This is a genomic window from Shewanella sp. 30m-14, assembly GCF_052977125.1.
This window is the reverse complement of sequence record NZ_JBRILW010000028.1, coordinates 21,830-45,618: the sequence shown is the minus strand read 5'-3', so window position 1 is coordinate 45,618 and position 23,789 is coordinate 21,830. Positions and strand designations below refer to the sequence as shown.

At 44.6% G+C, this 23,789-nt stretch carries 15 protein-coding genes; 12 read left to right on the top strand and 3 right to left on the bottom strand.

All coding sequences use genetic code 11. The annotated features are described in order from the left end of the window. Positions 1 to 378: 378 nt before the first annotated feature. Both ACVBIU_RS17590 and ACVBIU_RS17585 read left to right on the top strand, forming a co-directional pair. Entirely contained in the window at positions 379 to 1,998 is a 1,620-nt protein-coding gene (locus ACVBIU_RS17590; protein WP_447164430.1) for a phosphoethanolamine transferase, read from the top strand. Between the two features lie 92 nt (positions 1,999 to 2,090). Further along, positions 2,091 to 3,143 (top strand): GGDEF domain-containing protein, encoded by a 1,053-nt coding sequence (locus tag ACVBIU_RS17585; RefSeq protein WP_447161936.1) that lies wholly within the window; start codon positions 2,091 to 2,093, stop codon positions 3,141 to 3,143. A gap of 159 nt (positions 3,144 to 3,302) precedes the next feature. Here ACVBIU_RS17585 and ACVBIU_RS17580 read toward each other — a convergent pair whose 3' ends face one another. After that, entirely contained in the window at positions 3,303 to 6,005 is a 2,703-nt protein-coding gene (locus ACVBIU_RS17580) for a bifunctional acetate--CoA ligase family protein/GNAT family N-acetyltransferase (protein WP_447164429.1), read from the bottom strand. 380 nt (positions 6,006 to 6,385) lie between these two features. Here ACVBIU_RS17580 and ACVBIU_RS17575 point away from each other — a divergent pair, with 380 nt between their 5' ends. The 4 genes from ACVBIU_RS17575 (at position 6,386) to ACVBIU_RS17560 (ending at position 13,045) form a co-directional block, all read left to right on the top strand. Beyond that, complete coding sequence (locus ACVBIU_RS17575) at positions 6,386 to 7,276, top strand: LysR family transcriptional regulator (RefSeq protein ID WP_447161934.1); 891 nt, start codon at positions 6,386 to 6,388, stop codon at positions 7,274 to 7,276. A gap of 90 nt (positions 7,277 to 7,366) precedes the next feature. Continuing rightward, positions 7,367 to 8,470: an efflux RND transporter periplasmic adaptor subunit gene (locus ACVBIU_RS17570; protein WP_447164428.1), complete on the top strand. Its 1,104-nt coding sequence runs from the start codon at positions 7,367 to 7,369 to the stop codon at positions 8,468 to 8,470. An 8-nt stretch (positions 8,471 to 8,478) separates the two neighbouring features. Further along, on the top strand, positions 8,479 to 11,553 hold the full coding sequence (locus ACVBIU_RS17565) for an efflux RND transporter permease subunit (protein WP_447164427.1): 3,075 nt from the start codon (positions 8,479 to 8,481) through the stop codon (positions 11,551 to 11,553). Between the two features lies 1 nt (position 11,554). Next, positions 11,555 to 13,045: an efflux transporter outer membrane subunit gene (locus ACVBIU_RS17560; protein WP_447164426.1), complete on the top strand. Its 1,491-nt coding sequence runs from the start codon at positions 11,555 to 11,557 to the stop codon at positions 13,043 to 13,045. A gap of 120 nt (positions 13,046 to 13,165) precedes the next feature. On the opposite strand, the gene yegS is transcribed toward ACVBIU_RS17560, so the two are convergent. Next, on the bottom strand, positions 13,166 to 14,110 hold the full coding sequence (yegS, locus tag ACVBIU_RS17555) for a lipid kinase YegS (RefSeq protein ID WP_447164425.1): 945 nt from the start codon (positions 14,108 to 14,110) through the stop codon (positions 13,166 to 13,168). A 331-nt stretch (positions 14,111 to 14,441) separates the two neighbouring features. On the opposite strand from yegS, the gene ACVBIU_RS17550 reads away from it, so the two are divergent. The 5 genes from ACVBIU_RS17550 to prpF all read left to right on the top strand — a co-directional run bounded on the left by ACVBIU_RS17550 (position 14,442) and on the right by prpF (position 22,100). Beyond that, positions 14,442 to 15,116 carry a GntR family transcriptional regulator gene (locus ACVBIU_RS17550; protein ID WP_447164424.1) on the top strand — a complete coding sequence of 225 codons (675 nt, stop codon included), beginning with the start codon at positions 14,442 to 14,444 and terminating at the stop codon, positions 15,114 to 15,116. A gap of 112 nt (positions 15,117 to 15,228) precedes the next feature. Further along, positions 15,229 to 16,107, top strand: coding sequence for a methylisocitrate lyase (gene prpB / locus ACVBIU_RS17545; protein ID WP_447161928.1), 879 nt, complete (start codon positions 15,229 to 15,231; stop codon positions 16,105 to 16,107). Between the two features lie 164 nt (positions 16,108 to 16,271). Beyond that, positions 16,272 to 17,426: a bifunctional 2-methylcitrate synthase/citrate synthase gene (gene prpC / locus ACVBIU_RS17540; RefSeq protein ID WP_447164423.1), complete on the top strand. Its 1,155-nt coding sequence runs from the start codon at positions 16,272 to 16,274 to the stop codon at positions 17,424 to 17,426. Positions 17,427 to 17,833: 407 nt separating this feature from the next. Continuing rightward, positions 17,834 to 20,470 (top strand): Fe/S-dependent 2-methylisocitrate dehydratase AcnD, encoded by a 2,637-nt coding sequence (acnD, locus tag ACVBIU_RS17535; RefSeq protein WP_447164422.1) that lies wholly within the window; start codon positions 17,834 to 17,836, stop codon positions 20,468 to 20,470. Positions 20,471 to 20,852: 382 nt separating this feature from the next. Beyond that, positions 20,853 to 22,100, top strand: coding sequence for a 2-methylaconitate cis-trans isomerase PrpF (prpF, locus tag ACVBIU_RS17530; protein ID WP_447164421.1), 1,248 nt, complete (start codon positions 20,853 to 20,855; stop codon positions 22,098 to 22,100). 204 nt (positions 22,101 to 22,304) lie between these two features. Here prpF and ACVBIU_RS17525 read toward each other — a convergent pair whose 3' ends face one another. After that, positions 22,305 to 22,961 carry a hypothetical protein gene (locus ACVBIU_RS17525; RefSeq protein ID WP_447164420.1) on the bottom strand — a complete coding sequence of 219 codons (657 nt, stop codon included), beginning with the start codon at positions 22,959 to 22,961 and terminating at the stop codon, positions 22,305 to 22,307. Between the two features lie 443 nt (positions 22,962 to 23,404). Between ACVBIU_RS17525 and ACVBIU_RS17520 the strand changes: the two genes are divergently transcribed. Then, entirely contained in the window at positions 23,405 to 23,707 is a 303-nt protein-coding gene (locus ACVBIU_RS17520) for a YkgJ family cysteine cluster protein (RefSeq protein ID WP_447161923.1), read from the top strand. The last annotated feature ends 82 nt before the right edge of the window (positions 23,708 to 23,789 follow it).

The following is a 23,789-nucleotide window of genomic DNA, read 5'->3' as shown; positions in this document are numbered from 1 at the left end:
GGGCTTGCGCAAAGCCTTCTTCGATGGGTTTTAATGCACTTTCTGCTGCGTTATTGATCTTGCTAAGGCAACAACCATTAACTGCAATCAACGCCTTGCTTAAAGCGCATTAAATTCCCACTGAACCCTGCATCTTCAGGTGGCTTGGGTATAAATAAGCTTGATCCCCAGTCGAACTTACCCAATCAAAACCTGTCTACTAGTCATTAGTTTCTTTTGCTGTTACAAATGATACGTTTTTTGCGAAAATGTATCATACATTTGTCTTATACGCTTTGAGTGATATGCCTCAGCTGCTAGTATAGAGGATATCTGTCGACAACAGGCTCCAGGCAAGGAAAGCCCTCAGCATTCAAAAAATTTAAGTGAGTAAACTAGGTGCTAGCACGTCTTAAAAATTTAAATAGTATTCAATTCACTGCCATACTTTCGATTTACTACGTATGCGTGTTCAATATTCCTCTTTTTCAAATTATTAAACAGGGCGTAGACAAACAAGCAGATGCTAATATGGCATTTATTGCCAGTATGCCTTTATTTCTGTTTTTTGCTCTATCATTTTTATTTAGCATCTTTAGCGTAAAGTATCTGGCTAAGCCGTTTTTTATTATTCTGACTTTAATGTCATCGAGTGTATTTTTTGCAGCATTTCAATACGGCGTGGTGTTTGACTATGGCATGATTGAAAATACATTTCAGACTAACCAATCTGAAGCCGCTACCTACCTTAATTGGGCATCGGTCGTTAATTTTGTCGTAACAGGCGTGATCCCTTCACTGTTTATCTATAAAGCCAATATTCAGTACAAGCCTATAACGAAAGAACTGTTGAATAAGGTGATATTTATGTTGTCTATGCTGGCGGGCATAGTGGTCATTGCGATGTTTTATTATCAAAACTATGTCGCATTTGGACGTAATAACGACATTATGAAGCGTTATATCATTCCAACTTATTTTATTGGCTCAACAGTTAAATATATAAAAGTTAACTACCTACAAGAGCCGCTTGTGTACAAGCAGATAGGTTTAGATGCTAAAAACACCACAGATAAAACCAAGCCAAATTTAGTTGTTTTAGTAGTAGGGGAAACTGCCCGAGCAGCTAATTATTCTTATTATGGTTACGATAAGCCTACCAATGTACACACTCAAGATCAGGGCTTAGTCGTGTTTAAAGACACGCACTCATGCGGTACTGCCACCGCAGTATCTTTACCATGCATGTTTTCTAGAATGGATCGTGTTAATTATGATTCGCGCCGAGAAAAAGCCCAAGACAGTGTCATCGATGTGTTAAATCATGCGGGGGTCCAGCTCGAGTGGCTCGACAATGACAGCGGCTGCAAGGGAGTTTGTCAGAACATCGAACATATAGTAATAGATCATGACAGCAACCCCAAGCTATGTAATGGCGAGTATTGCTACGATCAAGTTTTACTAAATGCGCTGGGTAAGCGACTTAAAACCATTAAAGATGAAGATACGTTATTAGTGTTACACATCATTGGTTCTCATGGGCCAACGTATTATCTACGTTATCCAGAGGAACACCGTCATTTTGTGCCAGATTGTCAACGTAGTGATATTCAAAACTGTAGTCACGAAGAGCTAGTCAACACTTATGACAATACTATTTTATATACCGACTTTATCCTTTCAGAAGTTGTTAATAAGCTAAAAGCATCAAGTGCTCAGTTTGACACCGCAATGCTCTATATATCAGATCATGGTGAGTCATTAGGAGAAAAAGGAATGTATCTTCACGGTACACCTTTCTCATTTGCGCCTGAAGAACAAACCAAAGTACCTTTCCTGGGCTGGTTCTCAGCAGGTTTTTCAAAACAAAATCACTTAGACCTTGCTTGCTTAGCGCAGGAAGCTAGCAAGGGCGGTTTTTCTCACGATAATTTATTCGATAGCTTGCTTGGTTTGATGAATGTAAGCAGCGAGGTTTATCGGCCTAAAGCTGATATCTTTTCAAGTTGTAGAAAATAAAATCAAAATTATTGATAAAAGGGGATGGCAACATCCTCTTTTTTGTTTAAAGTATTGATAAGTAAAGTTATCAAGATGGAGTGACTTATACAATGGATATGGCGCAGCATATATCAGAAACAGAACTATCAGCTAAGATTTTACGTCATGCAGTGCCTAAGATGTCTGAACTCAAAGTGCCAGTCACTCCGGAAAATTACGCTGTTTGGTATGAATACTATAAAGGGATTAACCTTGACTTAAAGCGTGCGATTGACGGCTTATTGAGTACCAACGTCAGCTTTACTCCAGATGTAAGTCATAGTTTGTATAAAAAGTATATCTTAGTTAACTCGCCAGAAGTGATTGAAAACGTCCAATTAGAAACTCAAGTACTGATAAATAGTTTACTGGCCAAAATAGCCAACATGAGTAAGGGCACATCACAATTTTCTACTTCATTAACTGACTTTAATAATGCATTAAAACAAGATCCCGATCCTATCGTTATGCAAAAATTGGTCGATAGCTTCAGTAGTGAACTCGATGAGATCATTGCAGCTAACAGTGAAATGGACAAAAGTCTAACAAGCATAAGTGAAGAGGTCGTGGCCCTTAAAACGGAGATGGTCGAGCTTCGATCCGTGGCTATGACCGATGAGCTAACGTCGTTGAATAATCGCCGTGCATTCGATAAAGAAGTGATCAGTCATATTGATAGCTTCAATCATACTAATTTTGAAAGTAGCCTATTGGTGGTCGATATTGACTACTTCAAAAGGTTTAACGATGTACATGGTCATTTAATTGGTGACAAAGTTCTGGCTTACGTTGCTCAAGCATTAAAGAACAGCGTTAAAGGAGATGATTTCGTTGCACGTTATGGCGGCGAAGAGTTTGTTATCTTGTTATCAAATACAAGACTCGAAGACGCAAGTATCGTAGCCGAGAATTTAAGGCGAAAGATCGCCGAGCGTAATCTTACGATTGGTAAAGATAAAAAGTTACCCCTTGGCAATATTACCGTCTCGGTTGGCGTAGCATCATTAAAGGCTGAAGATGATAAAGACAGTTACTTTATACGGGCTGATGAAGCCTTATACCGGGCTAAATCAGCGGGTCGAAACTGTGTCATTGCTGAAAGAGTTGTAGAAACTCCAATTTAGTTTGAACATGATTTAGTTTGAACATAAATTAGTTTGAACATGATTGAGTACATGGTTTGAGATTTGACCAGCTTAAAGCTTGAAAGCTAAAAATGAAAAAGGCCGTTAAGATGAAATCTTAACGGCCTTTTTGTGATTGGCTCAGTTATACCAATTGTATTAATTGGGGGGGGATTTTAAATCCATATGCATGTTAATCAAGCGGTCTTCCATATCAAAAGTGACAGTAAAGCCAAGACGTTTAGCTAGGCTGGCCATATTTCTATTCTCAAACATGGTAAAGCCAGTCAGCACAAGGGTGTCGTTATCTTTGTAATACTTGATCAGTTTTTCAAGTAGCAGTTTTCCTAGGCCTTGTCCCTGGTAGTTACTGCGCACCGCCATGGCAAACTCAGCTTCGGTATTGTCAGGATCGATAGAGGCTCTTATCGCGCCTAAGGTCGTTTCTTCGCCCTCAGCATCTATCGAGGTGGCTATAAAGGCCATCTCGCGGGCGTAATCAATCTGGGTTAATACAGCCATCTCTTCATGGGTCATTTTAGAGCGCACACCAAAATAACGCTTATAGCGATCTTCATCTGACAGGGAGTTATCAAAAGCGAGATGTTTGGGTTCATCCTCCGGTAAAATCGGTCTTAACATCACTTTGCTGCCATTTTTAAGGGTGGCTATCTGCTCAAGTTCTTTTGGATAAGGTGAAATAGCCAGTCTAGAGGCGTTATCTATGGGTTCTTGTTGCAGCCCAATATTCACATCTAATAAGGTGATTTGTTCTCCAGCGCACAATACAGGGTTCAGATCTAGGGTAGCGATTTCGGGGCAATCTATGATGAGGTGAGAGATTTGCGTTAGCATAATACACAGTGCGTGCATATTTAAGCCCAGTGGCAAATGTCGATCACGAAGCTTTTGTGTTTTTAGCGCCTGGATCACCATATAGCGAGCCAATGTCATATTCAGTGGAGGCAGGGCAACGACCGCATCTTTAGTGGGTTCCCATTCAGAGCCACCTTCGCCAAGTAAAATTGCAGGCCCAAACACTGGATCATTGGCAACTGCGACGCGGATCTCTTGAGCCCCAGCAGTAAGAGCCATCTTCTGCACGATTAACCCCTCGATTTTCGCCTCAGGATTGAGTGAGATCACGCGCTCTATCATGGCCTTTGCTGCCAGTTCAACCTCAAGATCAGAGGTTAAGTTCAGCATCACGCCGTGCACGTCAGATTTATGGTGAATACTCGGTGATTGCACTTTTAGCGCGATGGGGTAACCCGCTTGGTTGGCAAATTCAACCGCCTGCTCAGGTGTACTGGCAAACCAGGTGTCGATAGTCTTGAGCCCATAAGCATTTAAGATAGCGCTCGACTCATGGGTCTCTAGTATTGTCTTTCCTTGGTTTAACGCCTGTTGTAACCTGTCTCGCGCAAATGTTGCATCGGCGGGAATATTATTAGGGATAGATTGCGGAACTTCCTGCAACAACTTTTGATTGCGGCGATACTCCACCATGTGCATAAAAGCGCCCACGGCACCTTCTGGCGTCCGGTAAGTTGGGATCCGTGATTTTGAAAAGTGCTTACGGGCTTCATAAGCCGAGTCTTCGCCACTCCAATTGGTTAAAATATTGATCCGGTGACGATTCGGGTGTTCTGAAATTGTTTTAGCAATAGCTTCAGCTATCTCAACACTTTCCCCTAAAGCTGAAGGAGAATGAAGGACTAAAATGGCGTCGAGATCGTCACTATCCATTAAGATCTCAAGTGATTTAGCATAACGCACAGCGTCAGAGTCACCGCCAATATCAACTGGGTTTTGTCCAGACCAGCTCTTTGGTAAAAGTGTATTCAACCGCTGGCAGATCTCAGTAGATAAAGGAGGCAGTTTCCCGCCACCCAATATCAGTTCATCAAGGGCAAGTACAGCAGGGCCGCCGCCATTACTGATGATCCCAAGTCGCTCCCCTTGTAATGGTCTTGAGTGCGCTAAAGTTTCTACTGCGGCAAACAGTTCAATAAGATCATTCACTCGCAGCATACCGGCACGCCTAAAGGCTGCCTCATACACAGCATCATTGCCCGACAGGCCACCAGTATGCAGTTGTGCGGCACTAGTACCCTCTATGCTTCGGCCTGACTTAATCACGATTATTGGCTTATTACGCGATGCAGCGCGAGCGGCTGATAAGAAATGACGCTTTTCATTAACCGAATCGATATAGAGCAAGATTGCATCGGTTTTAGCGTCACGGCCTAAATAATCTAACAGTTCATCAAAGTTAATATCGTTGGCATCACCGAGGGAAATAAATGATGAAAAACCAATGCCTTTATTATTTGCCCAATCGAGCACTGTGGTACAGATAGCGGCAGATTGGGATACAAATGCGATTTTTCCGGGCAGGGCGGCAGTGTGAGCAAGGCTCGCGTTTAACCCTATGTTGGGCAATATCATGCCTAAACTGTTTGGGCCTAAGATCCGCATGCCGTATCGAACTGCAAATTGCTGCATCTGACTTAAGAGACTGACGCCATCCTCGTTAAACTCATCGGCCATACCCGATGCCATGACAATGGCGACTTTGCAACCAAACTGAGCCAAGGTCTCAATAACGCCAGGTACGCTTTTTGCAGCAGTGCAGATAATGGCTAAATCGGGTTTAAGTGGCAGTGATTGAATATTGGGATAAGCGAGCACGCCCATAACGGCTTCATATTTTGGTGTCACTGGCATGATAGGGCCGGAAAACCCACCGGAGAGCAGATTTTTCATCAATACATTACCGGCTCGCTTAGGTTTGTTTGACGCCCCAATAATGGCAACCGATGTAGGTTTGAAGAGTGTATGAAGAGTACGTTGGCTCATGAACTTATCCGATAAGTCAGTATGTTATGAGTGTACATGAGCCGTAAGGTTTTACCATAGTAGAATGGTCGAATTCATTCGCTACAAGGCTTAAAACTACCTTGTCATTCCTGCCAATTAATAACGCTAGCAAGTAACTATGCTCTTGCCCTCAGCGCTTGATTTTATGTGAACCATCATATTTTATTGCTGGTTGGTATTAACATCGTGGATCATACCAATGCTCAATATTATTGATGCCAATATCACCGCGACCAATTTTGTGGACTAGGCCACATGGGTAGACACAAAATTATGAGCTGAAGTGAAAAACCGCTACAGTTTTGCCGTATAGCTTGACTGGATTTTGCCATTTTATTGAAAATTGATGAGGTTATTCAATGCGTATAGAAGATCTAAAATTGTTCACTATTGTGGTTAAGCTAGGTAGCTTTACCGCAGCAGCCACCGCACTTGATCTGCCTCGTGCTAATGTCAGCCGCCGCATAGGTGATCTAGAAAAGTCTCTTAATGCGCAGCTTTTTTTCCGCACAACGCGTCAATTACGCTTGACCCAGCATGGCGAAACGTATTATCACGACCTGTTAGGTGTACTTGATGGCTTTGAACAAGCTAAGAATAAATTGCTCGATCTCGATGAAAAACCTGTAGGCAAGGTTAAAGTCGGATTTTTACCCGAGAGTGATGAAGCACTTCAGCCCGCATTGGCCAAATTTCAACTCCTGTACCCGGATATTGAGCTGGATCTGCGTTTTACAAATAACTACGTTAACGATATTTACAATCAAGGTTTAGACTTTGTATTGCATGCCGGAAAAATAAAAGATTCAGGGTTTATTGCCCGAAAAATCTTAAGTTTAGGGCGAGGCATGTATGCCAGCCCTGAATATATTGCCAAGCATGGCGCGCCGACGACGTTAGCACAATTGTCTGCTCATCAAACGATCTGTTATCGCTGGCCAGATGGGACATTAGATGATAACTGGGATTTAATCAGTGAGACGATTAAGGTTAATTGCCGTTTAAGCGCTAATCATATGGGATTAGTTCGTCGGGCGATAGTAGGCGGTCAAGGGATTGGTTTTATGCCTCCTTTGTTTGCTCTTGCTGCTATAGAAAGTCAAAACTTGGTTAGGATTTTGCCCGAGTATGAGTCAAAGAAAGAGGACGTATGGCTTATCTATCCAGACCGAAAAGGCATTAGTTTACCGACTCGATTATTGATTGATTTTTTATTACAAGAAATTCCTGAACGCGCATCTTTGTCATGATTTTCATGACAGTTTGGTGCGGTATCGCTAGATTATCTCAATAAGTTAAACACTTACACTTCCTCCCAATATCAGTATTGGGAGAAAGAGATGCAGATCTCAACTAAAACAATTAGCAAATTTGCTATCACACCATTGGCCTTATGCTTGCTCAGCGGATGCAGCCAAGCACCCGCTCAAACCACAACTATCACCAGTAAAATTGAACGTCCTGTTCAAATTATGCAGCTTAACGAGTCACAATTAAGCCAAGTCAAACAATTCTCAGGCGTACTAGAAGCGACTCAAACCGCGTATCTAGCATTTAAAGTTGCTGGCACTATTGAAGCCATTTTAGTTAACAGTGGCGATAGTGTGTTGCAAGGGCAATTACTCGCAACACTTGAGCCCCATGACTACCAAGTCAATGTGGCAGAACTCAACGCCCGCTTAGAAGAAGCAAAAGCGGCCCACCAACTTGCAAGCGCAGAGCTTAAGCGTGTTCAGCAAGCTATAGCAGATGACGCCATTTCTGCAGTGAACTTAGATAGAGCGCAAAGTGGATATAAGCGCAGCTTAGCAATGGTCGAAGTGGTGAACCAGAATCTGCAAAAAGCGAAAGATGCCTTACGTTATACCGAGCTCAGAGCCCCCTTTGACGGAGTGATAGGCTCAAAGAGTCAGCAAGCTTTTGAACAAACAGCGCCTGGTAACCCATTATTTTCGTTACATCAGCTTGGTGCAATGAAGGCGGTGGTTGATGTTCCAGAGAATTTAATGGCAAAGCTCAATAACAGTACGCTTGCAGAGGTGCGTTGGCATGGTAGTGATAAGGTGATAAAGGCAAAAATTGGGGCAATGGACACATTAGCCGATCCCATAAAACAAACCTACAAAGTTGAATTTGTGCTTAATCACGCAACAACCGCACTGCCAGGCAAAGCGGTACAAGTTGATGTGGCCTTTAAGCATCAGCTTAATCGTTTTTGTGTTCCTTATGCCGCAATTGTGGCTGACGGCAAAAACAACAACCTCTATGTCATTAAATCGCACCGAGCCGTACTCATGCCTGTGAATATTACGTCATTACAAAGTCACAGCGCTTGTTTGACTGGAGAGCTAACAAGAGGTGACCAAATTATCACTGCTGGAGTGCACTATATTGCGCCCGATCAGCTTATATCTAACACCATCATCAAGCCATTTAGTTATTAGGAGTCATGATGAATTTAGCTGAATTTGCCATAAAACAGCGAGTGTTTGTGCTGTTCTTTAGTGTGTTATGCGTGATTGTTGGTTTGGTGTCTTACTTTGAGTTAGGCAAACTAGAAGATCCATCATTTACGGTAAAAAGCGCTGTAGTGGTTACCCTCTATCCGGGCGCGTCTGCCAAAGAGATTGAACTGCAGGTAACGGATAAAATCGAAACGAAACTGCAAGAGATGGGCTCGATGTGGAAATTGCGCTCGTTATCTCGTCCGGGCAGTTCAATGATTTTTATTGATCTTAAGGAATCAACGGACTCAAAAGATCTTCCCCAAGAGTGGGATCTTCTGCGACGTAAAATTGCTGATGTGAAACTCTCTCTACCAGCAACGGCACAAATAAGCATTGTTCAAGATGAATTTTCAGAAGTGTATGGCATGTTATTTAGCGTTTATGGCGACAAGACTCAACCTGAAGCGTTACGTCAGTACGCGAAAGAGCTACAACGACGCTTAAAAACCGTAGACGGTATTAAAAAGATTGAACTTCACGGCGTGCAAAATCAAGCGGTGTATATTGATTTACCCGAAGAGCGCTTAGCCCATTATGGTTTGTCATCCATTCAAGTGATTAACCAACTCTCAACTCAAAACTTAACGTTTGACAGTGGTAGTTTTGCCGCTAATGACGAGCGTATTCGTGTCGATCAAAGTAGTGCATTTAAATCTGTCGATGATATTAAAAACCTCATCATTAAAGGCGGTATCGGGCCGTACAGCACAGGTTTGTTACGCCTAGGAGATATTGCCGATGTCAGTTTAGGTTACCAAAGCCCTGTAACCACACTAAGCCGTTTTAATGGTAAAGAAGCGATTACATTAGCAGTCAGCCCCGTTGAAGGGATTAATGTGGTCAGTTTGGGAGAAAGCCTGACCCAAGTGATTGAAAATTACCAACAAGAGTTACCACTTGGTATTGAAATTGGCACCATCGCATTCCAACCCGATGAAGTGGCTAAATCGATACAAGACTTTGTGATTAATTTGCTAGAAAGCGTGGCGATTGTATTTGCCGTGCTACTGGTGTTTATGGGCTTTAAAAGCGCAACCATAGTGGGCAGTAGTTTACTGTTTACTATCTTATTAACGCTTATCTACATGTATCTCGCCGGAGTGGATTTGCAGCGGGTGTCTTTAGGCACCTTCATTTTGGCCTTAGGTATGCTGGTAGACAATGCAATTGTTATTACCGATCTATTTGTGGTGAAACTTAATCAGGGCGTTGAGCGCACCAAAGCCGCGATTCAGTCGGTAAAAGAAACATCAAAGCCGCTATTTGCTGCCACTGTGATTGCGATTATGGGGTCAAGCCCTGTGTTGTTCTCACAAACAGACGCCGGGGAGTTCGCAAGTTCGGTGTTCTTGATTATCTGTTCATCGTTACTTTTTTCATGGCTGGTGGCGGTAACACTCACGCCCTTGCTATGTTGGCTATGGATAACCCCGAGTCATAAACACACTCAATCAGCGCCAAAACCTAGCCGATACCAGCGTGCGGTGGCTTGGACTGTTCAGTATCCGGTTAAAGCCATATCAATGGTAATGCCGTTGTTACTTATCACTGCGATGGCCGTGCCGTATGTTGCTATCAATTTTATTCCAAGCTCTGACAGACCTATGGTGTTTCTTGATTACTGGCTACCTAATGGCAGCAAGATAGAACAAACATCATCAGATATGAAAAAAATTGAAGGTTGGTTAATTCAACAACCAGAAGTTAGCAGCATCTCTAGTTATGTCGGTGCGAGCGCACCTCGATTCTCGGTAACGGTTGAGCCTGAGCCATATGATCCAAGCTATGGTCAAATTGTGATTAACGTCGAAGATTATGAGGCTATTGCAGAGCTCACTAAACGTGGCGATCTCTGGCTTGCTAAGCAGTTTCCTAATTCTGAACCAAGATTTAGGGCGTTAAAATTAGCCACTAAAGATAAGTTTAGTATTGAAGCAAGATTTACCGGTCCAGATCCTCAAGTGTTACATCAGCTATCGGATCAAGCGCAGCTGATTTTAGCCGACAATCCTAATATTAAATATGTGCGTGATGACTGGCGCCAGCTCAGTAAAGTGATTGAACCTGTCATTAATCAAGAACAAGCAAGGCGAGCAGGTTTAAACCGTACGGATATATCGTTGGCAATTAAACGAGCTACCGACGGTATGACAATCGGTATTCTCAATCAAGGCGATCAACAGATCCCAATTAGCTTTAGAAGTGCAGACAGTGACTTAAGTCATCTACAAACCTTGCCAGTACGTTCACTGTTAGGTGTTCAAAGTGTACCACTGGGACAGGTGGTTGATGAGTTTGAGCTTAAATTTGAAGAGAGCATGATTTGGCGTCGCAACCGAGTACCGACCATTACCGCCCAAGCCGATGTATTTGATATCACTCCAGCGCAGGCACGTAATCAAGTCAAAGTTCAAATTGAGGCGATTGAACTGCCTGCAGGCTATTCATTTGAATGGGGTGGTGAGTACTATGATGAAGATCGTGCAATCTCTGACACGTTAAGCCAAATGCCTAAAGCATTGTTGATGATGGTGGTGATCATGGTGGCGATGTTCAACGGCTTTAAACAGCCGGCCATTATTCTAATTACGCTTCCTTTAGCGGCAATTGGCGCAACTTGGACTTTACTATTACTTGATAAACCCTTTGGTTTTATGGCGCTTATTGGTGCTATTACTTTAGCAGGGATGATCATCAAAAATGGCATTGTGTTGATGGATCAAATTGAACTTGAGCGCGCTGCTCATAAACCTCTTAAAGAGGCGGTAAAAGCGGCAACGCTAAATCGTACTATGGCCATTTCAATGGGAGCCCTGACCACGGCGCTAGGCATGATCCCCCTCTTAAGTGACCGGTTGTTTGATCAAATGGCGGCAACCATTATTGGTGGCCTAGCTGCTGCAACTGTGCTGTCGTTGTTTATTATGCCGGCGTTTTACTGTTTGTTTTATCGCAACAGTGAACTTAACTGCCAACACGTTTCCACGCCATTAACTCAAGCTGTTTTGGAGCAAAAATAATATGAAACTTTTACCTCTTGCACCAATAGCGATTGCGTTAATGCTCTCAGGCTGCGCCGTTGGCCCAGACTATCAAGCACCAACTAGCCATTTAGACAGTGAATATTTAAACCAAGGTGTTCAAGGTACCATCGCAGGTAAGCAGCAACGCAGTGAAAATAGTGCGTGGTGGCAGCAGTTTAATGATCCAATACTGAATCAACTGGTCATCGACGCACAAAACCAAGCTATACCGCTTAAAATTGCCGCGCAGCGGGTCAAGATGGCGCAATCTTATCAACAAGCGATAGAGTCTTTTAACGTGCCAACCGTCAATTTAGGGGCTGGGTTTGGCAATGCGCAAATCAGTGAAAATGATCCATTGTTAGGCAGTGCCATTACCGCGACTCATCCCATGACGGGAGAATCTTTAGGTATAGTTGATGACAATAACAGTGCCTTTTTTGCGGGAGCAACCATTGCCTGGGAGGTTGATCTATTTGGCCGGATCGACAGACAAGCCAATGCAGCCGCTATTCGTAAAGATCAGGTGGTGATTATGCGTGAGGGCTTAACCACATTGATAACATCAGATGTGATCCACAATTATTTGCAAATGCGAGGCGCACAGGAACGACAGCAAATAGCGTTGCAGACCATAGCAGATCAACAACATACTCTGGATTTGGTTAAGTTGATGGTTAAGAGCGGCTACGGCTCAAAGCTTGATGAAGCGCAGGCAAAGGCAATGTTAGCAGCCACGCAATCGGTGCTACCACAACTCGAGATAGCTGAGAACGTGCATAAGCAGCGTTTAGCCATTTTATTAGGGGAAACGCCCAAACAAGCACAGCAAAGGTTCGCTAAGGTTATGCCGTTACCCAACTTTAAAGGGGTTATCCCAACAGGCTTGCCTGCTGAGCTGTTAAATCGTCGCCCTGATATTAAGATAGCAGAGCGCGAAATGGCAGCATTGAACGAAGAGCGCGCAGCATCGATTGCAGCTCAATACCCGAAAGTGTTTTTAACGGGCTCGCCAGGTGTGCTGGCAAAAGATTTTGATGATTTATTTTGCAGTGACTCCGTCGCCTGGCTTGGCACTGTGGGGGTGAGTTGGAATGTATTTGATGGTGGCCGCGGCGACGCCGTCGTAGACATGCAAAATGCACGTTTTGATGCCAGTGTATTAAGTTATCAGTACGCGGTAATTGCCGCATTTGGTGAGGTTGAAACGCTATTGCAAGGGTATGGCCACAGTCAACAATATGTGCAGTTAGTGATAGAGGCTGAACAAGAAACGACTAATGCGGTTAATAAAGCCAAGTCATTGTACAAAGCCGGCCTCAGTGATTACTTGTCTATTTTGGATGCTCAGCGGCAGCAAAATATGCTAAAAGATCGAGTCGTTGCCGCAAAACTGCAAACGGCGCACATGACCATTGGCCTGCATAAAGCGCTTGGGGGTAACTGGCAAGTGACAAATAAAACCTTGCTGACAGGCAGCCTTAATTAGCAAAAATCCGTAAATGGCTCGTGGTTTAAGCAATAAAAGCAGTGCTAGGCACTGCTTTATTGTTTTAATTCGTTCAGGCGTTCAGGCGTTCAGGCGTTCAGGCGTTCAGGCATTCAGATGTTAGTCTTGAATCAAAACGGGGCAATTTTCAGGACAAACGAGCTTTATCGCTTTAGGTAAGACTTTTATGTGATGAAGTAAATATGAAGTCGGCTCGCCGTCAAGGTTTACAGGCAAAGACTGTGTTGAGGTTAAGGTTATTTCAGTCACTTGCATTCGATTAACGTATTTGTCATCAACATGCTTCCCATCAACATCCTTGGCATTAACTAACGGTTGTTTTAGTTCATCGATAACTTGCTTAAGCGCAGATGTAGGAAAATGTTTAATTAACAACACATCTAACAGACCGTCATTGAGTAAGGCGTTAGGTGCTAGATTTTGTCCACCCCCCGCTAAGCGGCCGTTACAAATGGCGCCGAGTAACCCCTCACCATTGAGATCAACTTTGTCACCGTTTGCCAGTGTCGCAGAGACTTGTCCCTGATAAGGCGTAAAGTTAAGTGCTTGCACTAATCCAGAGAGAAAGTAGGCCTGGCCACCAAGTAGGTCTTTTAATTCAACAGGCGTATCAACTGTAACTTGCGCGCCAAAACCTGCTGATGCGACATTGATAAAGTGGCGTTCATTTGCTTTCGCCATATCAATTGCAACAGCATTGCCATTAACGGCAAGAGCTAATGCACTTTCTATCTCAGAGGGGATCAAACAGGCGCTTGCAAAATCATTAGCGGTGCCTAAAGGTAAAATCGCTAATTCTATAGCGGGATCGGCAGGGCTAAGTTGAACAATTGCTTCAGCGACTTCATTAACGGTTCCGTCTCCGCCCCCCGCAATTACGCGCGTAATACCTAGGTTACTGGCTTCTTTTACAAATCGCTTAACATCACCGCCTTCCCAGGTACAGCGCACTTCTACTTTGTGACCTTGAGCGCGAAGCGCTAAAACGGTTTCTCTGATCTGTGGTAATCCGGCTTTTTTGCCATTAAGGATTAACATTATCATTATTCGCTCCCTGTTTGCGGCTAATGCAGTGTGCTCAATTTGCTACCACTGTACAGCATGCCTAACAGGTTGTGCAGCATAAGTTTTATACGTTTGGTCAGTTTTTTGCCTACTAAGTCTAATGATAAAACGCCAACAGAGCCTGTGTAAAATCGACTTGTTTTTAAGGTGACTCTGTAACGATTTCTCGCCATATATTTAGCCAGTCATAGATAATTGGCTGTTAGGCTTTACTCTGACTTTGTCGACAATTTGTTGGTTTACTGTTGACTATTTATTGTTATCTGGCTAGATTGTCGACAATCCATTAAAAACTAATATTGTATTTTCGATGACATTTTTCAATGAACAGCCCATTACCAGTACAGATAAAACTTTCTTTCAGCTACGTAAAGCCATCGTAGAGGGCGAGATTGTGCAGGGCTCAAAGTTGAGTGAAACCGAGTTGTCGACAAAATACAGCGTCAGCCGCGCAGTGATCCGCGAAGCGATTAATCGTCTAGAGGCGAGTCATTTAGTTGAGCGCAGAGCCAATGTGGGCGCTAGAGTCGTGAGTTTAACTGCTGAGGGGTTACTTGAGCTTTATCAAGTGAGAGAGTCCCTTGAAGGGATGGCAGCAAGGTTAGCGGCATTAAACATGACCGATCAAGAGATTGATGATTTGCAATCTTTGCTCAATAGCCACTTTGAGAAAGTCCAATCAGCAGGCAGTTATTACCAAGAAGCGGGCGACGTCGATTTTCACTATCGCATCATATTAGGCAGTAAGAATAAACATTTAATCTCGATGCTTATTGATGGCATTTATCATTTAGTGCGCATGTATCGCGTGCAACTGGGTATGACAGGCCCACGTGTTACCACCGCCTTTGATGAACATAAACACATAGTGCAAGCCATCTGTAACCGAGACGCCGAGCTTGCCGAGATGCTGATGCGTCGGCATATTTTATATTCAAAATCGAGTATTGAAAACAAGCTCGCTAATGATTTATCAAAACCATAAAAAATCAACAATTGACAGTTAAAATATCATTATAAATTTTGCCGTGCTTGAGCTAAGCCCTAAGCCCAGTAAAGACCACAGCACAGCAAGCGATAAACAAAAGGAACAGCACATGAGCGCAGGAAAGAAGTTTCGTGAAGCACTAGCGGCAAATAAGCCCCTTCAAATCGTTGGTACCATCAATGCTTATTCGGCGATGATGGCTAAAAAGATTGGTCATCAGGCGATTTACTTGTCTGGCGGTGGCGTGGCCAACGCATCATACGGCTTACCCGATCTTGGCATGACATCACTAAACGACGTGATTGTTGATGTGCAGCGTATTACTTCTGCTTGTGACTTACCTTTGCTGGTGGATATCGACACCGGCTGGGGCGGCGCGTTCAATATTGCTAAAACCATTCGCGACATGGAAAAGGCCGGCGCAGCAGCAGTACACATGGAAGATCAAGTAGCACAAAAGCGTTGTGGCCACCGTCCAAATAAAGAGATTGTGTCGACCCAAGAGATGGTTGATCGCATAAAAGCGGCAGTCGATGCCCGTACTGATCCTGATTTTTTCATCATGGCCCGCACTGACTCATTTGCTCAAGAAGGGTTAGAGTCGGCGATTGCACGTGCTAAAGCTTATGTCGCGGCAGGTGCTGATGGCATTTTTGCCGAAGCGGTAAAAACCGAAGAGCACTACCGCGCGTTCGCCGATGCGCTAGACGTGCCAATTCTCGCCAATATCACCGAGTTTGGCCAAACCGAGTTATGGAACAAAGAGCAACTGGGCGAGTGGGGCGCATCTATGGTGCTGTATCCACTGAGCGCCTTTAGAGCAATGAACAAAGCGGCTGAGATGGTTTACAGCTCCATTTTAGAAAATGGCGATCAAAAGGCGGTTGTGGATTCAATGCAAACTCGAATGGATCTTTATGACTACCTGGGTTATCACGATTACGAGCAAAAACTAGATAGCCTGTTTGCAGAAGGTAAAAACCTGTAAACAAGAGAAAGTCGCGGTCAACATGCCGCGACGCGCATACCTTACAACTTGTGTTTGGGCACGTAGTTAAGTGTCACAGTCATAAGCAAAAAAATTATAAAAAATGCGGGGCAAGACGTTAACGTTTTAGCCACCAGCAATACAAATTGAAAAGGAAGACAGTCATGGTTGATACAAAAACATCGGAAAAACAAGCGGTTGATAAAAAGCTAAGCGGAGCGGGCCTACGTGGTCAAAGCGCAGGTGAAACCTCACTTTGTACCGTGGGCAAGTCGGGTTCGGGCTTAACGTATTGTGGTTACGACATATCAGATCTCGCCGATAACGCAACATTTGAAGAAGTGGCTTACTTGTTGTTTAACGGCGAGCTTCCTAATCAAATACAGCTTGATCACTATAAAACGGAGCTATTTGCTCAGCGTGATCTTCCAAAGGCATTAAAAGAAGTGCTACAACGCATTCCTGCCGATGCTCACCCAATGGATGTAATGCGTACCGGCTGTTCATTCTTAGGTAATCTTGAGCCTGAAAATGACTTTAGCGAGCAAAACAAAGCAGCAAACCGTTTGCTGGCCGCGTTTCCAGCCATCATGTGCTACTGGTACAAGTTCTCTCATGAAGGCGTTGAAATTGACTGCGTAACCGATGAAGACTCAATCGGTGGACACTTTTTGCACCTGCTTAATGGCAAAGCGCCATCTGAGCAACATCGCCGCGTAATGGATGTATCACTCATTCTGTACGCAGAGCATGAGTTTAATGCTTCAACCTTTACGGCGCGGGTTTGTGCGTCAACTTTATCAGACATGTTCTCGTGTATTACTGGGGCAATCGGTACGCTCCGTGGCCCACTGCATGGCGGTGCTAATGAAGCGGCTATGGATATGATCCAAAAGTTTAGCTCGCCAGAAGATGCAAAAATCCAAATGGCTGGCATGCTTGAACGCAAAGAAAAAATCATGGGATTTGGTCATGCGATTTACCGCACCTCAGATCCACGTAACGTGATCATTAAAGGCTGGTCAGAAAAGCTAGCTAACGAGTTTGGCGACACCTCACTTTACGATATCTCAGTCGCTTGTGAAGAGTTTATGTGGGACAGCAAGAAGCTGTTCTGTAACGCCGATTTCTTCCACGCATCGGCTTACCATTTTATGGGCATTCCAACTAAGTTATTTACGCCTATCTTTGTCTGCTCACGCCTTACTGGCTGGGCAGCACACGTGATGGAGCAGCGCTCTAATAACCGTATTATCCGCCCAAGCGCAGACTATACCGGTAGCGAGCCACGTACGGTCACACCTATCAGTGAAAGATAGAAGCTAGAACTCAGGACCTAGGACCTAGGACCTAGGACCTAAAAGCGAAGCGTCCTCGAACCTAGTACCTATCTTAGCTTTTGATTGTATAGCAGGGCTCTTATAGAAGGGCTTCTTTTAAGAGGTATTAGCCCGCTCTAGCCGCGTAGCGTCCTAGCAGTGAGCCTGCGAACGCTCTAGAACCTAGAGCCTAGCACCTAGAACCTAGAACCTAGAACCTAGAACTTAGAACCTAGAACTTAGAACCTAGAACCTAGCACCTAGCACCTAGAACTTAGAACCTAGCACCTAGCACCTAGAGCCTAGCACCTAGAGCCTAGCACTTAGAACCTAGAACCTAGCACTTAGAACCTAGTACCTAGAAGCGAAGCGCCCTCGAACCTGTACGAATTAAATTGGAATGCATCATGACTGATATCAACACCCAATACCGTAAACCTTTGCCCGGCACAGAATTAGACTATTTTGATACTGAGGCCGCCGTTAATGCCATCAGCCCTGGCGCTTATGCCAAACTACCGTACAGTTCGCGTGTCTATGCCGAGAACCTAGTGCGCCGCTGCTCACCTGACACATTAACCGATTGCCTAACACAGATCATCGAGCGTAGACGCGATCTTGATTTTCCTTGGTATCCTGCACGCGTGGTGTGCCACGATATTCTTGGTCAAACCGCGCTGGTGGATTTGGCAGGTCTACGTGATGCCATTGCTGAAAAGGGCGGCGACCCATCAAAAGTAAACCCCGTGGTACCGACACAGCTGATTGTCGATCACTCGTTAGCTGTTGAACACGCTGGTTTTGAAAAAGACGCCTTTGAGAAAAACCGCGCAATTGAAGATAGACGTAACGAAGACAGATTTCATTTTATCAACTGGACCAAAACAGCCTTTAAAAATATTGATGTGATCCAGCCGGGTAACGGCATTATGCATCAAATTAACTTAGAGAAAATGTCACCTGTGGTGCAGTCCCGTGACGGCGTAGCCTTTCAAGATACCTTAGTCGGAACCGACAGCCACACGCCACATGTCGATGCGCTGGGCGTCATTGCTATCGGCGTGGGTGGACTAGAAGCGGAAAGCGTTATGCTAGGTCGTCCATCTTATATGCGTCTTCCAGATATCGTGGGGGTTGAGCTGGTAGGCAAACACCAAAGTGGCATTACCGCAACTGATATCGTGCTGGCGATTACCGAGTTTTTGCGTAATGAAAAAGTGGTATCGACGTACCTTGAGTTCTTTGGTGAAGGTGCAGCTAACCTCACCTTAGGCGATAGAGCAACGATTTCAAACATGACACCAGAGTTTGGCGCCACGGCTGCCATGTTCTACATCGATGATAAGACCATTGATTACCTCAAGCTGACCGGACGTGACGAGAAACAAGTGAAACTTGTGGAAACCTACGCCAAACAGGCAGGACTTTGGGCCGATACCCTTGAAAATGTTGAATATGAACGCGTGCTGCGTTTCGATATATCAAGCGTTGGCCGTAACATTGCTGGTCCATCAAACCCGCATCGCCGCGTTGCTACTGCAGACCTTGCCGCTAAAGGTATAAGTGGTGAACTTGAGGATATGACGGGTGACAAAGCAGGCTTAATGCCTGACGGCGCCTGTATTATTGCCGCGATCACCAGTTGTACCAACACCTCTAATCCGCGCAATGTGATTGCCGCAGGGTTACTTGCACGTAACGCCAATGCAAAAGGATTGACGCGTAAGCCGTGGGTAAAAACCTCATTGGCACCGGGGTCAAAAGCGGTGCAACTGTATTTAGAAGACGCCAACTTGCTTACAGAGCTTGAGCAACTGGGCTTTGGCATTGTCGGTTTTGCCTGTACCACTTGTAACGGCATGAGCGGCGCGCTTGATCCGAAAATTCAGCAAGAAGTCATCGACCGTGATTTGTACGCAACTGCGGTACTTTCTGGTAATCGTAACTTCGACGGTCGAATTCACCCTTACGCCAAGCAAGCTTTCTTAGCGTCACCGCCATTGGTGGTTGCCTACGCTATTGCTGGCACAATTCGTTTTGATATTGAAAAGGATGCACTGGGCCAAGACAATGACGGCAACGATATTTTACTTAACGATCTTTGGCCATCAGATGAAGAGATTGATGCGGTGATCGCAAAAAGTGTAAAGCCGGAGCAATTCCGTAAAGTATACGAGCCGATGTTCGACCTTAAAGTCGACTATGGCGACGATAACCAGCAGAAGGTCAATCCTCAATACGAGTGGCGACCACAAAGTACTTACATTCGCCGCCCGCCTTATTGGGAAGGCGCACTCGCAGGCGAGCGCACTATGAAGGGAATGCGGCCGCTTGCAGTACTGGGCGACAACATCACCACCGATCATCTGTCGCCATCTAATGCAATTATGCTCGACAGTGCTGCTGGCGCGTATTTAGATAAAATGGGTTTACCAGAAGTCGACTTTAACTCCTATGCGACTCACCGCGGCGATCACTTAACCGCCCAGCGTGCAACCTTTGCCAACCCTAAACTGTTTAATGAAATGGTCACTAAGCTTGGTAGCAATGGTGAAGTTGAAGTTAAGCAAGGCTCTTACGCACGTATAGAGCCAGAAGGCATTGAGTCACGCATGTGGGAAGCGATTGAAACCTACATGGCGCGCAAGCAACCACTTATCATTATTGCAGGCGCCGATTACGGTCAAGGCTCGAGTCGAGACTGGGCCGCAAAAGGAGTACGCCTTGCAGGAGTTGAAGTGATTGTTGCCGAAGGCTTTGAGCGAATACACCGCACTAACTTAGTCGGCATGGGCGTATTGCCGCTTGAGTTTACCAATGGCGCTAATCGTCACACCTATCAGATTAATGGCACAGAAACCTACGATGTGCTGGGTGAACGCACGCCGGGCGCATTGCTAACAGTGATCATGACCCGCAGCAATGGCGAAGTGGTTGAGATCCCGGTTAAGTGTCGCCTCGATACCGCAGAAGAGGTGTCAATCTATGACGCGGGCGGCATACTCCAGCGTTTCGCCCAAGACTTTTTGGAGTCCTCAACATGAGCCTTCAGCGAAATAAATAGAGAGCCTTCAGCGAAATAAATAGAGAGTCTTCAACAGAGCCTTCAGCGAATGAGAGAGTAAGAAGTCTTCGGCTAATTAAAAGTTGGAGCAATGGTTTAGCTACAGAGGTAGGAAACGATATTGCAATGTAGATGAGACGCCGCAAGTACATCCTTGTAGGCTCTGGGGTGGCATCGAAGCCAAAAAAGCCACCGAAGCTCATCTACTCAGCAATATCGTCGACTAAATTTAACGCTTTCTACTTTGGCCATGCTAGTTAGTGCGGGACCGAATGAAAGCATGTCTCAAAAGAGTCATGGCTGATTTCGGACTCGTTTGTTAGTGAAATAACCAGCTATCAAGCATTCAAACGGTAAAACACATGACCACATCAACTGAATCAAAACCAAGCAAAGCATTTGCCCCGCAAATTAAAGTCGCAGCCACCTACATGCGTGGCGGTACCAGTAAAGGGGTATTTTTTAACTTAACAGACTTACCAAAAGAGGCGCAGGTCGCAGGTGCTGCCCGTGATGCATTGCTACTTAGAGTGATAGGCAGCCCCGATCCTTACGGCAAACAAACCGACGGCATGGGCGGTGCAACGTCAAGCACTAGCAAAACAGTTATCCTTGCCAAGAGCGAACGCGAAGATCACGATGTCGATTACCTATTTGGTCAAGTCGCTATCGACCGTCCTTTTGTCGACTGGAGTGGTAACTGCGGTAATTTAACTGCTGCAGTGGGGTCATTTGCCATCAGTAATGAGCTCGTTGATAGAAGCCGAATACCAGAAAATGGCATTGCCGTTGTGCGAATTTGGCAAAAAAATATCGGTAAAACCATCATAGCCCATGTACCCATCACCCACGGAAAAGTGCAAGAGACCGGTGATTTTGAACTTGATGGTGTCACGTTCCCCGCAGCTGAGGTGCAAGTTGAGTTTATCGACCCCGCCGATGGCGACGGCGCAATGTTCCCAACGGGCAACTTAATCGACAACTTAATGGTGCCAACTGATGTGGTACCAAGTGGTGTTTTGCAAGCCACGATGATCAACGCGGGGATCCCGACGGTATTTATCAATGCTGCTGAACTGGGTTACACAGGTGCAGAGCTACAAGATGCGATTAACGGTGACGACACAGTATTAGCCATGTTTGAAACCATACGTGCCCATGGCGCAGTGCAGATGGGGCTGATTAACCACATAGATGAAGCGGCGAGTCGACAGCATACGCCTAAGGTCGCCATTGTTGCTGACCCTATCGATTACACCTCATCAAGTGGTAAAGCCATTTCAAAAGAGGTGATAGATTTAAACGTACGAGCACTGTCTATGGGCAAACTGCATCACGCCATGATGGGCACTGCTGCCGTCGCTATAGGCACAGCAGCCGCGATTCCCGGTACGTTAGTGAGTATTGCCGCAGGTGAGGGTAAGCGCGTTGCAGTAGCTGCTAGAGTCAATAAAGGCTTTGTCACCTTTGGGCATCCTTCAGGTACACTTAAAGTGGGCGCACAGGCGAGCCTGATTGATGGACAATGGAAAGTTAACAAAGCCGTCATGAGCCGCAGCGCGCGCGTACTGATGGAAGGATGGGTAAGGGTGCCGGGAGATACCCTTTAACGTTGAGATTGAGATTGAGGTTGTGATTGATTTTGAATTTAAGGTTGAGGATGGATTTCATGAGTGGAGCTCTGAAATATCTATCTCAGATTCAAGCAAAGGCGTCGGGCTCAATTGAAAGTTTCTGATTGAAAGCCATGATTTAAAGCAATGATTAAAAGCCATCATTCGAGTCTTCTCAATGATGGCTTTTGTATATTAAGCTCACTTTGCCGCAACCTCAGCATTGGTGTCACCCATATAGAACGTGGTGTTAAAAGGATTTTTAAATACAAAATGCCTATCGGTTATCCAAGTAAACTCGCTAATAAAGTAAAGGTAGTAACCGGTTGAGCTTTCGTCAGCAGGCTTGGCATTCTCTGACATTGTTACCCATTGGTTATCTACCTTTTTTTGTATAAATGAACTTGGCTCTTGTCCATTGTAGTAGCCAGAAAGTCTGTACTTACCATCCGGAGAGTAAATTCGTAGTTCTGGCGTTTCATCAATGTAACGACCATCGACCATAGATATTACCGTGTCAGATTCATGGCCACATGTAAAATACAGGCTCTGCTCTTGAGGGTAGTACGCATTGAATAAGCATTCATCATCGAAATGCTCAAGTTTAATAATACGCTCTGCGTTGCTATTTTTTATCTCTAAATAACCGTCTAGCACTAAGCGACCAGAAAGAGAGGCCATTAATTGTTTTTGGTCAGTAATTTTTTCAATCGTGGGTTGTGGGTAAGGCTTATGTTTGGTCATTTCATTATGATACGCCTCTTCTGAGATGGTCATAATGTTGACTGTTAGCTCGTTGGCAAAGGTTGTAGAAATACTCGCGATAAACAGCGAGGTGACTGCGATAATAGCCTTCATTTATTAGGTTCTAATCAATAACGTTAATATTATCAGTCGATTATGTCATAAGTGATACAAGTGTCTATCGGATTAACTAACGGTATCTAAAAATGAGATGCATGACTACGTTTAAGCGTAGCGACCTGATTTCATGTTGTAACCTGTTGAGCTCATATTAAAAGCTAAGCTGACACTCGATATGAGTGCTAGCTCATAGCGATAAAACAACAATAGACAAGTCCCACTGACGGTACAAAGTCAGTAGTATTTTGTACACAGCTGGTTATTGAAAATTTGATTGCGGTTTAAGACGATTACTATATAAAACAACTCACACCAAGCAAAGTAAACTTAAATAAGGCTGTTAGTAGAGCGGTTATAAGAACGAGAAAGAGCAAATAAGTCGTGAAAACTGCAGTTTTAGCGTATCCTAGCAGCCATTAAATTTAATACTGCTGTTTATGAACATTGACGTAAAAGATATATCCGATCCCGTGATCAACACCGAGATCACCTGCTCAAATTGCCAAGCGTGTTGCTGCCGTTTAGAAGTCATGATAGTGACCGATACTGGCGTACCAGATGAGCATATCAGTGTCGACGAATATGGCGCCGAAACCATGTTACGCCTTGATGACGGTTGGTGCTCTGCAGTTGATAGAGACACCTTAATGTGCACTATCTACGAAAACCGCCCATGGATCTGCCGACTGTTTGAAATGGGATCGTACGAGTGCATCAGTGAACGTAAAGACCAAGTCTGAGCTAATACATATTAGCGACTAGGCTTAAGCATTAACATTTAGCAGTAACCTTCAGCAATAACATTTTTCTTTTGCATAAAAC